Source organism: Gluconobacter albidus (assembly GCF_002723915.1).
Classification (GTDB): Bacteria; Pseudomonadota; Alphaproteobacteria; order Acetobacterales; family Acetobacteraceae; genus Gluconobacter; species Gluconobacter albidus.
In genome coordinates this window covers 43,770-57,811 of record NZ_BEWL01000010.1, presented here as the reverse complement: position 1 = coordinate 57,811, position 14,042 = coordinate 43,770, and the positions used below count along the sequence as shown (strand labels likewise).

Below are 14,042 nucleotides of genomic sequence, written 5' to 3'. Positions count from 1 at the left end.
CAACCATCATTCAAAAATCCCGATCAATGTCCTGAAGAGCCTGTGTCAGGATGCGCGCGGCGTTGGCTGCGTCCTCCGGCGAGCACCATTCTTCCGGGTCATGGCTGCGTCCATCCCGGCATGGCACGAACACCATGGCGGCAGGGCAAAGCTGTGCGACAAAAGCCGCGTCGTGACCCGCGCTGGATACTATTTGACGGTGTTTCAGTCCAAGCTGGCCGGCAGCCTGTTCGATCATGCGGATGAGTGTTGCATCGCAGGTAACCGGTTTCGTATCCGACAGACACCTGAATCGCTCTAACCGGACATGCGCCTCGGAGGCCAGTCTGAGGCTGGTTGTTTCAAGTTCCTTCAGAAACGCCTCGACGACGGCGCGTTCCGAAACCCGGATGTCCACCACGATCCGGGCGGAGCGGGGCACCACGTTGGACGCATTCGGTGAAACCCCGACGATCCCACATGTCGCGGTCATATGTCCCTGACCGGACCGAGCCAGTTCCGTCGCCCGGCGGCTGACGAATGTGATGACACCAGCCGCAGCGACGGCGGCATCCTGTCGGCGGTCCATTGGGGTTGTTCCCGCGTGGTCCGCCCGGCCTTCAAAGAGGATTTCAACGCGCGTGACACCGGCAATTGCCGTGACCGCCCCGATCGGCAGGCCGTCCTGTTCGAGAACGATGCCCTGTTCGATATGCACCTCCAGAAACGCCCGCAGATCTGTACGGCGCGGCGTATCAAGACGCTCCGGACGCCCCCCCATCCGTGCCAGCGCCAGCGCCAGCGTTTCTCCCCCAGGAGCGGCAAGCGCGCGCTGATCGGTTGTCAGCGCGCCTGCCATGCCACGGCTGCCGATACAGGACAGGCCGAAATCACTTGGCTCTTCAGCAAGGAAATCAACGATTTCGAGATCGTGCCGCAGGACCAGCCCCGCATCCCGGAAGGCGCGGGCGGCTTCAAGCGCGCAGAGCACGCCCAGAATGCCATCGAAACGCCCACCGTCGGGGACTGTATCGGAATGTGATCCGCTCATGATCGTTCCAGCCCCGTCAGCGGAACCGAGACGTCGGCCGATGAGATTGCCTGCATCGTCCAGATGGCAGGTCAGCCCGGCCTCGGTGAAGCGCTGCTCCAGCCAGCGGCGACCATCGAGAAACCGGTCGGAAAAGGAGCGGCGGGTATGGGGACGTTCCGGATCAGTGATGTCCGCAAGCGTCATGAGATCGGACCAGAGGCGATCGGGCTGGACGAATTCTGCGGCGTTCATGGCTGCTCCGGTTTTACGAAGCGCCCATGCCCCGGTTTTGCCAGTATGGCGCCGTCGGCAAAAATCCGCTCTCCCCGAAGCCATGTCTCGGCAATGCGCCAGTCCAGCGTCCGCCCTTCGTAAGGGCTCCAGTCTTCAAAGGCGTGGCCACTGGCTTTCGGATCGTAAATCCAGTCTTCACGTCGGGCGACCGTAATATCCGCGTCGCGTCCTGCGGCCAGACCGCCCTTGCGAGAGGTGAGACGGAACAGCCGGGCCGGATTTTCAGCCAGCAGACGTGCGGCATGTGTCCATGACAGGTTACGCCGCCCCAGCTCCGTGAGAAACAGGGGATAGATGACTTCCAGCGAAGGGGCGCCCGACGCATTTTTCAGCATGTCAGGATCGGATTTTCGCGTCAGGCTCCATGAAACATGGTCGGTAGAAACGACGGTTACGTTCTCGGCAGCAAGATGGTGCCAGAGCCCCTCGACCTGCGCCCGCGGACGGATGGGCGGATTGATCTTGGCGCGACCGCCCAGGCGGGCGACGTCATGCTCTTCATCAAGCACCAGGTAATGGATGCAGGCCTCGGCGGTCGTCTCGAAACCCTGCTGGCGGTAGGACGCGCATAAGGCATAGCCGCGCGCTACGGAACAGTGAACGACATGCGCCGCGCATCCCGTACCAGCCGCCGTTTCATAAATCTGCGCCATCGCCAGAGTTTCGGTCAGGGGAGGTCGTGACAGTCCGTGCGCGCGCCAGTCCGTAATGCCTGCTTCCGTTACCTGTGCCAGCCTCGCCCGGACCATTTCGTCGTCTTCATTATGAACGCCCGCAATCAGCCCGGTCTCGCGCACGGCGTCGAAACACCGAGCGAGAAGATCGGCCGGGATCCGTGGAAAGCGTTTGGGGTCCGTCCCGAACGTCGAGAACTTGAAGCCGCAGGCTCCGGCTGCCGCCATCTCGCCGATATGATGCAGACTGTCGCCGGGAGCGATCGTGCCCCAGAGCGCGAAATCGACGCGGGCCTGCTCTCCGGCTTCGGCGGCTTTCTGTTTCAGGCGGCCAGCGGTGTTGACAAGAAAATCCTCGTCATAGGGCATGTCTGCAATTGTCGTGATACCGCCTGCCGCTGCGGCGCGGGTGGTCCAGATGAAATCTTCCTGTCCTTTCTGGGAGCGCGAATGCACCTGCGCATCAATCCCGCCCGGCAGGATAAGACTTTCTCCATAGTCACGTATGTCCTGCACCGCAGGAGGCGTGCCCTGACCCAGTCGGCTGATTTTCGTGCCGTCAATGGCTACCCAGCCGTTTTCCAGAACGGCTGAAGGGGTCACGACCGTTCCTTTCAGCAATACGTCATGCATACAGGCACTCCATCGGATCAGGCTGGGAAGAATCAAATTCCGGGGCAGGAGGGAGGGGGAACTCGGCCAGAACAGCCTCGGTCGCCCGCAGTACGTCTCCCACCGCATGGCTGTCGTCGAGCCAGGGGATATCCTGCGACAGAGCCGCGATGATTGCGCCGGGCAGGCCTTCGGGCGTTGCGCCCGAGAGACGGACGGCCTGTCGTCCCGCCATGGCTTCCAGGGCCACCAGAGGCTCCAGAAGCGTGCATTGCAGACGCAGCGCGCGTGCAATGGACGGCAGATAGCTGGCCTCGTCCTCAAAACCGTTGGCGACGGGGACCTGATAAAGCGAAGCCGGCGTAGACTCCCGCAGGATGGACGTCGCCAGATCCGCGGCGAGCTTGGTCGCAGCTCCGAAGGCGACCTGACGCCCCGGTTCGAAGGTCAGGTTGCGCGACAGGCCGGACAGGTCGTTGCGACAGAGCGCCAGAATACGTCCCAGAACGCCCCGGACATAATGGCACAGGGCAAGAACGAAAGCCTGCGCATCCAGTGCCAGTGACAGCGGCAGCGAGGCTCCGGATGTCAGCGCCCGCCCATCCAGCAGGATCGGGTTGTCGTCGCAATGGCTGAAACTGTAGGCGAGGGAGGCCTCGACCCGCTCCAGCGCGGCCAGAAACGCCCCGCCGATCTGAGGCATGCAGCGGAAGCTCAGCGGGTCCTGAAGGTTCCTGCGCGGCGTCCAGCCTCCGTCCCCGCTGACGCGCTCGAGGAAACGCGCGATCCGCTGTTCCGTTGGCATTCCGGTACGCCGTGCGGCTTCCCATGGAATCCTGAACGCACCGAACCCTGCACAGGACACCGTATAGATCCCGAGCCAGAGCGGTAGACGGGCGCGGATTTCCGCCACGACCAGTGCTACGCCCGCCACACCGAGCGCGTTGCTCGACAGGACGGTCATCATATCCTTCGGGCCGGGGACAAATGCTCTGAGACCGCAACGCTTCAGAAGGACTGCGGCACTCAGCCGTTTTCCATCCGGCCCGAAGGCCTCGCCTTCACCCATCAGGACCGCGCCGACATGGCCCATCAGACCCACATCCGCGCAGCCGATGGAGCCGTATTCCGGAACGACTGGCGTGATGCCGGTGTTGAGCAGCGCCTCCAGGGCACGAGCCAGATCCGGCCCTGCGCCGGTATGACCGCTCAGGATACCGTTCAGGCGGATGAGCATGGCTGCGCGGACGGTGCGGACCGGAAGAGCTTCACCAAAGCCAAGCTGATGCGATCGCATCAGGCGCAAGGTGTGGTGTGGCCTGTCTTCCGGCGTTACAACAGCGTCCTTGAACGCGCCGACCATACTGGTCGTCCCGTAAACACCCTCGCCACGCGCCAGCGCATCGGCGAGAGCGCGTTGGCCCGCGCGTACCTGTCGCAAAGCTGCCTCTGAAAGCCTGATCCGTCGGCCGTCGGCAATGCTCACGAGATCGGCGAGCGGCAGGGTTTTGCCCGTCAGTGTGATATCGTTCACAACCGCTCTCCCCTGAGTGATTCTGCGATAACTGTCCCATCATCCGGCGATGCAGGCGTTATGCTTTTTACTGCATGTCCCATAGCTCCGGCTTGTTGAGGAGACGTGGTGCCCTGTCGCCACAACGGAAATCCCAGAGCCAGCGCAGCCGGAACTGCGGCCAGCAGGATGTAGAGTGCGGGCGAGGGTATCCCATGCCAGTGCGACCCGATTTCTGTCAGGAACATGGGGGCAAAACCTCCAAACATGGCAGCCGCCACGTTGTAAGACGCCGCGATTCCGGTCGCCCGCACTTCGGGAGGAAACAGGCTGGCCAGTCCTTCGGGGGCTGCCCCGGCAAACAGCCCGACCACTCCAAACAGCCCCATTATTACCAGTGTGATAACTGGCGGATCAGTGAATGCTCCTGCCAGCAACAGAAGAGGTGTGGGAGCAAGGAGCACCATCAGCATCCCGGCAAGAAGGACGAGGCGTGCGCCATATTGATCCGCAAGTTTTCCCGAAAGAAGCGAGGTTAGAACCAGAACGACATTCGCAGCCAGATAGGCCGCGTAGCTGACATGGGACGAAATGCCGAACGCCGTCTGCATTTAGAGCGGCAGATAGATCACCAGCGCGTATGGAGCTGCCGTCCACAGGATCGAGACCCCGAAAGAGACGCGGAGAGACGGGCGATACTTGCGCAGAAGGGTTTTGAGTACCGGCGTTTCGGACTGTTGTGGCGTTCGCGCTGATCCAGCAAAATCGGGAGAACGCCGCAGGATCAGTCCCATGGGAACGATCAGCAGCCCGACGATAAAAGGAAGGCGCCATCCCCAGGCGGTCATCTGCGTCTGATCGAGGCAGAGTGTTGCGAGGGTTGCCACCGTGGCGCCCAGTATATTGGACAGCCCCATTGTGGCCTGAAGGAAGGAGGCTGTTACACTTCGGGCGCCGGATGTGGCCTGCTCAGTCAGGAACGCTGCGGCTCCCCCGATTTCACCTCCTGCCGACAACCCTTGCAGCACACGCGCCACGCAGATGATGACGATCGACAGGCGCCCTCCTGTTTCATAAGGCGGGTCGAAGACGATCATGAGCGTTCCGGCCCCCATCAGCAGGCAGGTGAACGTCAGTGCAGCGCCGCGCCCGTTCCGGTCTGCGAAGCGTCCGATCAGGATGGCGCCGAGCGGGCGGACAACGGCCCCTAGCCCAAAGACCAGAAGGCTCTGGGCCAGTTGTGAAAAACTGTCGGAACTGTGGAAGATGGATGCAGCGATATAACGCGCAAACAGCGCATAGACCGCAAAATCATACCATTCCAGCAGATTGCCGATGCAGGCCGCTGCAATCAGCCGCCTGCGTGAGGACATGACCCTGTTTTCAGAAATGCGCACTGACGGTTCCGAAGAACTGACGCGGCGCGCCCATCAGGAAGTAATTATATCCGGTATCGACGAAGTTGTTTCCAAGCTCGTTGGTTGTCGAGACATAGGTCTTGTTGGCGAGGTTGTAGATATTCAGGCTCGTCGTCAGTCCCTTCAGGACGCCGATATTACCGAAATTGTAGCGGCCCCCGAAGTTGGCGAGGAAATAGCCCGGAACATGCAGGTCATTGGTATAGGTCAGCTGCCTGCTGGACAGGTAAGTCCCATCGACATGCACCTCGAAGCCGCCGAGGCGGTAGGTGATGTTCCCTTTGTACATGAACTGCGGATAGTTCGGCACGAGCTTGCCGCGCGTTGCCTGCACGCCGGAGGCTGTCGTGACATCCTGATCGTAGGTGGAATGCGCATAGGAAAAAGAGTTGTAAATGGAGAGCCCGTCGAGCGGCCGGATCGTGACACTCGCTTCCGCACCGTTCGTGGTGACACCGCCTACATTTTCAACCGCGGTGATCGGATTGATGCCGGACTGGCTGTTGATCAGCTGAAGACGGTTGGAGAAGTTAATCCGGTAGAGCGAGGCCAGCGCGCTCAGGAATGGCGTCGTATAGCGGTATCCCCCTTCATAGACCCAGTCTGTTTCCGGCCGCAGGGTGTTCTTGGTGCTCTGGAACGCTGTCTGTGACGATGTCCACGGCGTTGCGGAGACATTGGTCCCGTATCCGTCTTCGGGAAAGGAGCGCATGTTGTGCGAGACATCGAAGAACAGTTCATGATGGGGCAGGAAGCGCCAGTTTGCCGAAACCTGCGGCAGGAATGCATTGGAGGCTTCAAGCCGTCCCTGCGCGACCTGCGTCCCGTTGATGGCAAGGCTCTGCGTCGGAACACTGTTTCCCGCATTGACGATCATGGACTTGAAACCTGCATTGACCGTCAGGTTTTTCGTAATGCGGTAGGTATCCTGAAGATGGAAGACGAACGTGTTGGTCGAAAATGCTTCCTGCCAGGGCTGGGCAAAAACCTTGCTGGTCGGGAAACCCGTTGTCGGATTGCCCAGTGTTCCCTGTCCCAGAAGTGGCGCTTCCGTGAAATAGCGGCTCTCGTTGAAGTTGCCGTACTCGTACCAGACACCGGCATTGATCGTATGACGTGCGATTTTGTAGGTGAGTGCGGTCTGAAAACCGCCACGAGCGATTTCCGGCGTCTGAATGCGTTGTGACAGCGGCGCTCCGTTTGGAGACGGCATGTAGGGCGTCGTCCAGGTGCTGTAGCCGGTATCGGCATGACCATAGAGCGTGGTCTTCCAGTTCAGACGGTCCGTGAAGTTTTCGTCCAGGGTCAGGCCCCCCAGATAGTCAACCCGGTTGGCCGTACCGGCATAATAGGCCGCGTCATAGGGATCGTTGGTCTTGAGATATTCCGGCCGATAGATCCCCTGTGCCGCATGATAGGCTGCCGTATAATCCGGATAGTAATTCGCAAGGTTGAGACCGACCGTATGCAGGTAATTCATGGTCATGTCCTGGTAGTCGAACTGCTGTGTCGAGCTCCAGTCGAAGAAGGCCTTTATTGAGGAGCCCCGAGCCAGCGGCTGGACGATCTTGGCATTCACCTGATCCGAATAATCATAGCCGCCACCCTTCCACAGATTCATGTTCGTTCGGGCATAGGCGACATAAAAGCGCGTGCCGGACTTGTTGAGGTCTCCGCTGTCCAGTCGCACATAGGTCCGCATTGCAGAATTGCTGCCAAAGGTCTGGCTGACGGTGCCGCCGCGTTTGTGATCGGGGTCGAGAGAATGGATCTGGATTGCACCGCCCAGATTGCTGGTGGAAGCTACGTCGATCGCCCCCGCCCCCTGCGAAACATCCACGCCACCGACATCATCGGAGATGATCGAGCGCGTAACGCTGAGTCCGTTGTAATTATTGAACTGCTGGTCTCCGAGAGGGATGTCGTCAAGCGTGAATCCGAGCTGGGACTGGCTGAAACCGCGCATGAAAATCTGGCTGGAATATTCATAGGCTCCGAACGGATCGGCTGACTAGTAGACGACGCCGGGCAACTGGCTCAGGACCTTGAGCGGAGAGGTTCCCGGCGCGCTCTGCAGCATCATGCTGTGCGTGATGCTGGTCATCTGGCGCGTGGAGCCATGACCGAAGACGGTAATGGCCTCATCGCGTCCGAGAATTCCGGGTTCCTTTTTCGCAGAAACTCTCGGAACGCTCTTCTGAGCGGCCGGAGTATGTGCCTTCCGGGCTGTACCATCCGGAACCCGGTCGGCCGCCTGCGCCCCAGCAGACAGTATTCCCGAAAAAAATACGGGAATGATTGCCACGCCACTGAGAACGGTCGAAAGCGTGAGAGCCTGTCGCGTGATCATTTGATTGTTCCTTGGTTTGCCCGATCAGGCAGGGAGAAAGTGGACATCGGGAATGGAGCGTGGCTGCTCGACGCATCCGTTTCACGAAGTCCGAACTGGTAGATGGCGGCGCAGATGAGCCCTACGCCGCAGGCAACGAGCATCGAGGGGGCGAAGGATCCGAAATGGTCCACCATGATGCCGGTAATGACGGGGGCAAGCGCGCCACCAAGTGAGCCCCCCGTATTCTGGATCGCCTCAAGCGTCGCGACGCGATGCTCTGCGGCAATGACGGTTCCAAGCGTCCATGCCGCGCTCATGGCGAGACCTCCGGCAAACAGGGCGGTTGCCATGAAAGCCATCGAAATGATCAATCCGGTATGGAGTGTGGTCAGGCCCGTCATCACAGCCGCCGCGAGCATCGCAAGAACGACCGGCCGCCGGCAGGCTTCCAGCCGGCCCATGCCCCTTGCCATCAGGCGGTCGGAAAGCAGCCCGCCCGTCAGGTTACCGGCAAAACCGCAGATCTGGGGAAGGGCCGAGAGCAGTCCTGCCTGTGCGGCAGTGAGATGGTAGGCGGACTGAAGCCACGCGGGCAGCCAGGTCGCATACAGCCAGGTCAGGTAGATAATTCCGGCAAAACCCGCTGTCACAACCCAGCTTGACCGCTGGCGTAGCAGATATCCCAGGTCATCGCGAAGCACGGATGGCGCCTGTGCGGGAGTAGTAACAGGGCCTGTCGGATCACGGTAATAGAGTACCCAGATCAGCCCGAGCAGCAGGCTGAGGATCCCGATGCTGACGGACATTCCCCGCCATCCCTGAAACGCCATGATTGCCAGAAGCACCGGTGGCGCAAGAGCCGGGCCGAGGGCCGCAGACCCGTTGAACAGTCCGATAACGGTCCCTCGTTCCGCAGGCGGAAACCAGCGCACGAGAACGCGTGTTCCAGCCAGGAACAGCGGGGATTCCCCCATTCCGAGCAGAATTCGGCATATGAACAGTCCCGCCACGCCCGACACGAAGCCAAAGCCGATCTGTGCGCAGGACCACAGGCACAGACCAGCCCCAAGCAACAGCCGTCCACCAAGGCGGTCCGCCAGAAGTCCCGCGGGAATCTGGCTGACCAGATAGGCCCATGCGAAGACGGACAGCAGCCAGCCCATGCCGGTGTAGGACATGTGCATGTCTGACATGATGGCGGTATTGCCGATGGAGAGAGCGGACCGGTCAATATAGCTGATGCAGCCTGCCAGCACGAGCAGAGCGACACTCAGGCGGCGGCGCCACCCCGGAACAGCCGGAATGACTGTCATGCCGCAGACTTCCGGTGACGTCTGTTTTCCAGCAGGCAGGATTTCAAACGTTCAATGCTGGCGGGATTGGAATGGGTCTTTTTCCAGATCAGGCGCGTGATCATGCGATAGCGTGAGGGCAGCGGCAGAGAGTCCACATCCTGCGGGCGAAAGGAGCCGGCAGGCATGATGGCGCAGCATGTTCCATCAATGACGAGGCGAAGCATGAGAGAGATGGACTGCGTTTCAAACACCGATGCTGGTACCAGCCCTGCATGTTCCAGAAACTGGTCTGTCAGGCGTCGTAACCCCGTACCGAACGCGGGTATGGCCAGCGTGCCACCTTCGATCAGTGAAGAGAGCGTTACGCCGTTCAGAGTATGCCCCCGGGCAAAGACCAGATGCAGGTCCGATATTTCCAGATCCACGTGATCAAGAGTGGGGGGAACATCCAGAAGGTCGGTCAGACCAACATCGTAAGTATCTTCCAGAAGTCCTTCGACCATCGTGGGGGCTGCCAGCGTGGAAACCGTCAGGGCGGGCTGATAACGGCGTTCACGCCACAGACGCACAAGTCTGGCCAGTGTCAGCGTCAGGGAACTGTCGCTGCTGGACGGCATCATGGAGGCCAGTCGCAATGTGCGGAATTGGCGGAAATAGCTGAAATTTTCGTCCCGCATGATGCTGCGATAGGTTTGATCGGCCCGCTGGCATCCTTCCAGCAGCAATTGTGCTTCAGGCGTAAGCTGCATTCCGAAAGGAGAACGTATCAGAAGCTTCCGATTGAGGATTGTCTCTAGTTTCTGGATTTGACGCGACAGGGTTGGCTGGGAGATCGAAAGCTTTCGGGCGGCTTTTGCGACGCTCCCGACCTCGCAGACCGTCAGGAAATAGCCAATCATGCGAAGGGTCAGGCCCGTCTGCAGGAGCATCCGCAAGTCCGTAAGACTTAGGGATATTACTGATTTTTCCGGTGCGTCCTGCGGAGGTGACACGAGTTCAACACCCCAGTAAAGCAGAGACAGGGCAGATCGATAGAGGCTCTGTCCGCAAGCCGTTGGAACGGCTTCGGGGTATCGCCGCTTTGACGTGCGAAGGAGAAGCGGAAACTCCATCGACTGTTCAAGACCCTGCACCGCATGGTTGACGGTCGAGGAGCTGACGCCCAAGGCTTCAGCCGCTTTTGCCGGTGAGCCCACGTCAATCAGAGCCACAAAATATGTGAGCGCAGGTAATTCCATCGCCAACAGCCCTCACAAGACCCGGAATATATTGAACAATATAAAATAGTTCAATATAAAAATTAACTAATCAGATTGTATGAGAACACTGTCGTCACGGGGCTGCAATAAAAAAATGCTTTTATGCATACCTTATGCAAAAAAAAGCATTCCATGTTGCGCTATTCAGCAACGGCAATCCCGACTGACGACTGCTGAGGTCGGGTTATGGAGTGCATTTCACCGGACAGGTTTGTAGGGAAGATGCCTTTGGCAGGAGGCTGGTTCAGATATATAATATGATGTTGTCTAGAAGACCTATTTTGAAAATAAAACGTGTTTGTGGGACCGTATACTTGGAGAATGTATTTTAGATTCCTGTAGGCCTCATGGGATCTTTAAGCCCGACCTTGGCATGAATACATTGCTTTGCAAATCCAATCTGGGACAAATCGACACGTGAATAAGAATGCGGTTGTCTGAATGTTCGAAACAAAGATTCGCCATAGCGACATGAAGCGCCTGTTGAAGTCTGTCAGTCCGCTTTATAAAAAACATCCTGAAAAGAAGGTTTCTCTTCAGGATGCCTGTAAAATAAAAATGATTATTGCGGCGCTCTGAGGGTTAATCCGTGACGCCGGTGTCTGGTCCGAATGTTTCGTACCGAAGATGGTCGGCGGGAATACCCGTTTTGGAAAGACCCTGGATCGTATCACGCATAAAGCCCACCGGGCCGCAGAGATAGATCGTGGCGCTGTGCGGAATACGCGCGGCAATCCACTCCGCATCCGGGCGACCATCAATTGATGTCAAGCGTGTATCAAGGGTGATGCGACCGCCAGAATTACGAACGACCTCAGCAAGTCGGGTGGCAAAAGGCGCCGTCTCGCGGGAGTGGGCGATCTGTACGATGCTGACGGCAGGGCCTTGGGGACGGGCAGCCAGATCCTCGATCATGCCGATCATGGGTGTTGCCCCAATACCTGCGAAAACGAATGCCACCGAGGTATCGAAATGTTCAGGCAAAATGAAGTTGCCTGCAGGTGGAGAGAGCCGGACTTCATGCCCTTCGCAACTCTGGCTGTTCAGCCATGACGATACGGTCCCATCCTGAACATGGCGCACGCTGATGGTGTAGGAATCATGGTTCGGGCGGGACGTGATGCTATAGTTTCGGCGCGTCCGGCCATGATCCGGAATATCCAGATCCACACCGACATACTGTCCGGGTACAGCCTTGATAACAGGCTTGCCGTCCGTCGGCCTGAGTTCCAACGTAGTGACATTTTCACAGAGTGGGATGGCCTGAACGATCCTGAAAGTCCTCCATCCTGTCCAGCCCCCTTCAGCATGGGTACTGACATCGTAAAGCTGGTGTTCGCGGCCCATCAGGATATCTGCCAGAGCCCAGTAGGCGCGGCCCCAGGCATCGAGAATGGCGGGCGTTGCGGCGGCACCGAGGACATGCTGGATTGCCCCCAGCAGAGCGGTTGCAACATGCGGATAGTGTTCCGGCAGAATTTCCAGACTGACATGCTTCTGTGCAATCCGTTCTACGGCGCTCCCCATGACACCAAGATTGTCGATGTTCTTCGCATAAGCGAGAACCGCCATCGCAAGGGCGCGGGGCTGCGTGCCTTTGGACTGGTGGGTGGGATCAAACAATTCCGAAATGGCCGGATCCGCCAGAAGGCGATGATACATTTCCGTAGTGATGGCCAGTCCGTGCGCTTCAAGTGCAGGCACGGTAGCCTTGATGATGGCGATAACGTCTGGAGTAAGGCTGCGATCTGAAGTGGACATGATGGGCCCCCTTAAAGGTGTATATAATTTACATCTTTAAGGTCGTGACTTCTGTGTGTCAATCTGTCAAATGACTCGTATGCGCCTGACCCTTCATACCGATTACGCATTGCGGACCCTGCTGTATCTGGGCGCGCGCCCTGAAGTGCGGGTTTCGATCCGTGAGATCGCGCATGCTTACGGAATCTCCGAAAATCATCTTGTTAAAGTGGTGCATCGTCTGGGGCAGGGGGAATTCATCAAGACAATCCGTGGTCGAGGCGGCGGTCTGATGCTGGCGCGCCCTGCCGAAGAGATCAGGATCGGGACTGTGGTGCGGTTTACGGAAGAGGACATGATGTTGGTGGACTGCGATGGTCTGTCCTCAGGAGGCCGGCCCTGCATCCTGTCACCAGCCTGCAGGCTGCGAGGGGTTCTCGGTGAAGCGCTGGACGCTTTTATGGGTGTGCTCGACCGCTATACGCTGGCGGATATCCTTCAACCCACCGATCTCGCCAGGCTCTTTCCAGAACTCGCCAAGCCGTCTTCATAAAATACTTTCTGCTCTGGTTTTACGGGGCGCGTTGCATGGAAATTGGAGCGCGAACCAGCAGGAGTGAGAGCAATCCGGCTCCTATCAGGGCCGCCGAACACATATACCACGCCATATCGAAACGCCCGGTGTAGGACACGATATAACCCGTTACGATCGGTGCAAAAAGACCAAGAGAGTTGCTACAGGTCAGGGTAACGCCCGTCACCGTGCCGATTTTGTCTCCGTCTTCGACCAGGTCTGTAAGCAGAGCCGTATTCGCACCGTTCGCTGCAATCAGGCAGGCCAGCGAACCTCCAAGGATCAGGAGAATGGGTGTCATGGTATGGAACCGGGGGAGAAAGCCGATCGTGGCGGCTCCTCCAAGGCAGGCTGCAACGATGAACCTGCGGCGTGGTGGATGGATGCCGTTCCGGAAAGTGAAATGTTCAAGAATACGGCCGATGACGATCGCACCGGCAGCTGCGGCGAGATAGCAGAGTGCTGTCCGATTACCTGTTCCGGTAATATCAATATGAAGTTCGTGAATGAGGTAAAGGGGCATCCAGGACATGACCAGAAAATTCAGGTAGTTCTGGGTACACTGGACAACGAGAATACCCAGAAAAGACCGTGATCTGAAAAGGTTCCGGATTGATTCAAGGGAAAAGGGCGCGCGGGCAGGGAGAGACGTCCTGTGGGCTGGGGCGCGATAGACCAGCCACCAGATTGCGGCCCAGACCAGCCCGATCACCCCGAGTGCCATGAATTCGAAGCGCCAGCCGAAGAACGCGATCAGATAAGCCCCGGCGATCGTACCCCCGGCCAGTCCAAGCTGCATGCCGGTCAACAGGATCGTCATGACGGAGCCGCGTTCTTTGGGGAGCGCCCAGTTACGGACAACCGTAGCGCCGACACCAAAGGTCGGTGCCTCTCCGACGCCGAGCAGAACACGCGTCATCAGGAACTGGGTGATGTTGTGAGCCATTCCCCCCAGCAACATTGCAAAAGACCATATCGATACTGCGAGACTGCCGATCAGTCGCGCCCCTTTGCGGTCGAGGAGCATGGTTGAAGGAAGATTCAGCAGGAAATACGACCAGAGAAAGCTGGAGGAGACCCAGCCCATCTGTACAGGAGAAAGTGTGAATTCTTTCCCGAGCGTGGGCAGGGCGATGGAAAGCGCTGCACGGTCACCGTAGCTGATGACGTACATCAGAAAGACCAGAATAAAAAATATGTATCGAGACGGAATGTTCCGTTTCCGGGATATGAACGTTGTGGCTTGATCGGGTGTCACGCTGTCATTCTCCGGGAATTTTTGCTGTTGGGTACGGTGATAGGTATGGAAAGACGAGGAA

The 14,042-nt window shown here is 58.5% G+C and carries 12 protein-coding genes; 1 reads left to right on the top strand and 11 read right to left on the bottom strand.

Features of this window, described 5'->3' with window-relative positions:
• Positions 1-10 precede the first annotated feature (10 nt).
• From GAL01_RS11645 to GAL01_RS11605, 10 genes are all read right to left on the bottom strand, one after another.
• Positions 11-1,264 carry a Zn-dependent hydrolase gene (locus GAL01_RS11645; RefSeq protein ID WP_062029040.1) on the bottom strand — a complete coding sequence of 418 codons (1,254 nt, stop codon included), beginning with the start codon at positions 1,262-1,264 and terminating at the stop codon, positions 11-13.
• Positions 1,261-2,583 (bottom strand): dihydroorotase, encoded by a 1,323-nt coding sequence (locus GAL01_RS11640; RefSeq protein ID WP_197458973.1) that lies wholly within the window; start codon positions 2,581-2,583, stop codon positions 1,261-1,263. The genes GAL01_RS11645 and GAL01_RS11640 overlap by 4 nt, the downstream gene beginning before the upstream one ends.
• A 22-nt stretch (positions 2,584-2,605) precedes the next feature.
• Positions 2,606-4,126: an aromatic amino acid lyase gene (locus tag GAL01_RS11635; protein ID WP_062029043.1), complete on the bottom strand. Its 1,521-nt coding sequence runs from the start codon at positions 4,124-4,126 to the stop codon at positions 2,606-2,608.
• Entirely contained in the window at positions 4,123-4,716 is a 594-nt protein-coding gene (locus GAL01_RS11630; protein WP_062029045.1) for an MFS transporter, read from the bottom strand. The genes GAL01_RS11635 and GAL01_RS11630 overlap by 4 nt, the downstream gene beginning before the upstream one ends.
• Entirely contained in the window at positions 4,717-5,478 is a 762-nt protein-coding gene (locus tag GAL01_RS11625) for an MFS transporter (RefSeq protein WP_099253289.1), read from the bottom strand.
• Positions 5,479-5,488: 10 nt separating this feature from the next.
• Positions 5,489-7,489, bottom strand: coding sequence for a TonB-dependent receptor (locus tag GAL01_RS11620; RefSeq protein ID WP_231865282.1), 2,001 nt, complete (start codon positions 7,487-7,489; stop codon positions 5,489-5,491).
• A 45-nt stretch (positions 7,490-7,534) separates the two neighbouring features.
• Complete coding sequence (locus GAL01_RS16055) at positions 7,535-7,873, bottom strand: hypothetical protein (RefSeq protein ID WP_231865283.1); 339 nt, start codon at positions 7,871-7,873, stop codon at positions 7,535-7,537.
• On the bottom strand, positions 7,870-9,168 hold the full coding sequence (locus GAL01_RS11615) for an MFS transporter (RefSeq protein WP_062029049.1): 1,299 nt from the start codon (positions 9,166-9,168) through the stop codon (positions 7,870-7,872). The genes GAL01_RS16055 and GAL01_RS11615 overlap by 4 nt, the downstream gene beginning before the upstream one ends.
• Complete coding sequence (locus tag GAL01_RS11610; protein WP_082790675.1) at positions 9,165-10,388, bottom strand: LysR family transcriptional regulator; 1,224 nt, start codon at positions 10,386-10,388, stop codon at positions 9,165-9,167. The genes GAL01_RS11615 and GAL01_RS11610 overlap by 4 nt, the downstream gene beginning before the upstream one ends.
• A gap of 603 nt (positions 10,389-10,991) precedes the next feature.
• Positions 10,992-12,170, bottom strand: a complete 1,179-nt coding sequence (locus GAL01_RS11605; protein ID WP_062029053.1) for a globin domain-containing protein — start codon at positions 12,168-12,170, stop codon at positions 10,992-10,994.
• A 79-nt stretch (positions 12,171-12,249) separates the two neighbouring features.
• Here GAL01_RS11605 and GAL01_RS11600 point away from each other — a divergent pair, with 79 nt between their 5' ends.
• Positions 12,250-12,702 (top strand): RrF2 family transcriptional regulator, encoded by a 453-nt coding sequence (locus GAL01_RS11600; protein ID WP_062029055.1) that lies wholly within the window; start codon positions 12,250-12,252, stop codon positions 12,700-12,702.
• Between the two features lie 19 nt (positions 12,703-12,721).
• On the opposite strand, the gene GAL01_RS11595 is transcribed toward GAL01_RS11600, so the two are convergent.
• Complete coding sequence (locus tag GAL01_RS11595) at positions 12,722-13,897, bottom strand: MFS transporter (protein WP_099253306.1); 1,176 nt, start codon at positions 13,895-13,897, stop codon at positions 12,722-12,724.
• Positions 13,898-14,042: the final 145 nt, after the last annotated feature.

Coding starts and splice junctions, on each gene's coding strand:
- GAL01_RS11645 (WP_062029040.1), bottom strand. CDS start 1,264: ATGAACGCCGCAGAATTCGTCCAGCCCGATCGCCTCTGGTCCGATCTC.
- GAL01_RS11630 (WP_062029045.1), bottom strand. CDS start 4,716: ATGCAGACGGCGTTCGGCATTTCGTCCCATGTCAGCTACGCGGCCTAT.
- GAL01_RS11625 (WP_099253289.1), bottom strand. CDS start 5,478: ATGTCCTCACGCAGGCGGCTGATTGCAGCGGCCTGCATCGGCAATCTG.
- GAL01_RS11620 (WP_231865282.1), bottom strand. CDS start 7,489: ATGCGCGGTTTCAGCCAGTCCCAGCTCGGATTCACGCTTGACGACATC.
- GAL01_RS16055 (WP_231865283.1), bottom strand. CDS start 7,873: ATGATCACGCGACAGGCTCTCACGCTTTCGACCGTTCTCAGTGGCGTG.
- GAL01_RS11615 (WP_062029049.1), bottom strand. CDS start 9,168: ATGACAGTCATTCCGGCTGTTCCGGGGTGGCGCCGCCGCCTGAGTGTC.
- GAL01_RS11610 (WP_082790675.1), bottom strand. CDS start 10,388: ATGGAATTACCTGCGCTCACATATTTTGTGGCTCTGATTGACGTGGGC.
- GAL01_RS11605 (WP_062029053.1), bottom strand. CDS start 12,170: ATGTCCACTTCAGATCGCAGCCTTACTCCAGACGTTATCGCCATCATC.
- GAL01_RS11600 (WP_062029055.1), top strand. CDS start 12,250: ATGCGCCTGACCCTTCATACCGATTACGCATTGCGGACCCTGCTGTAT.
- GAL01_RS11595 (WP_099253306.1), bottom strand. CDS start 13,897: ATGTACGTCATCAGCTACGGTGACCGTGCAGCGCTTTCCATCGCCCTG.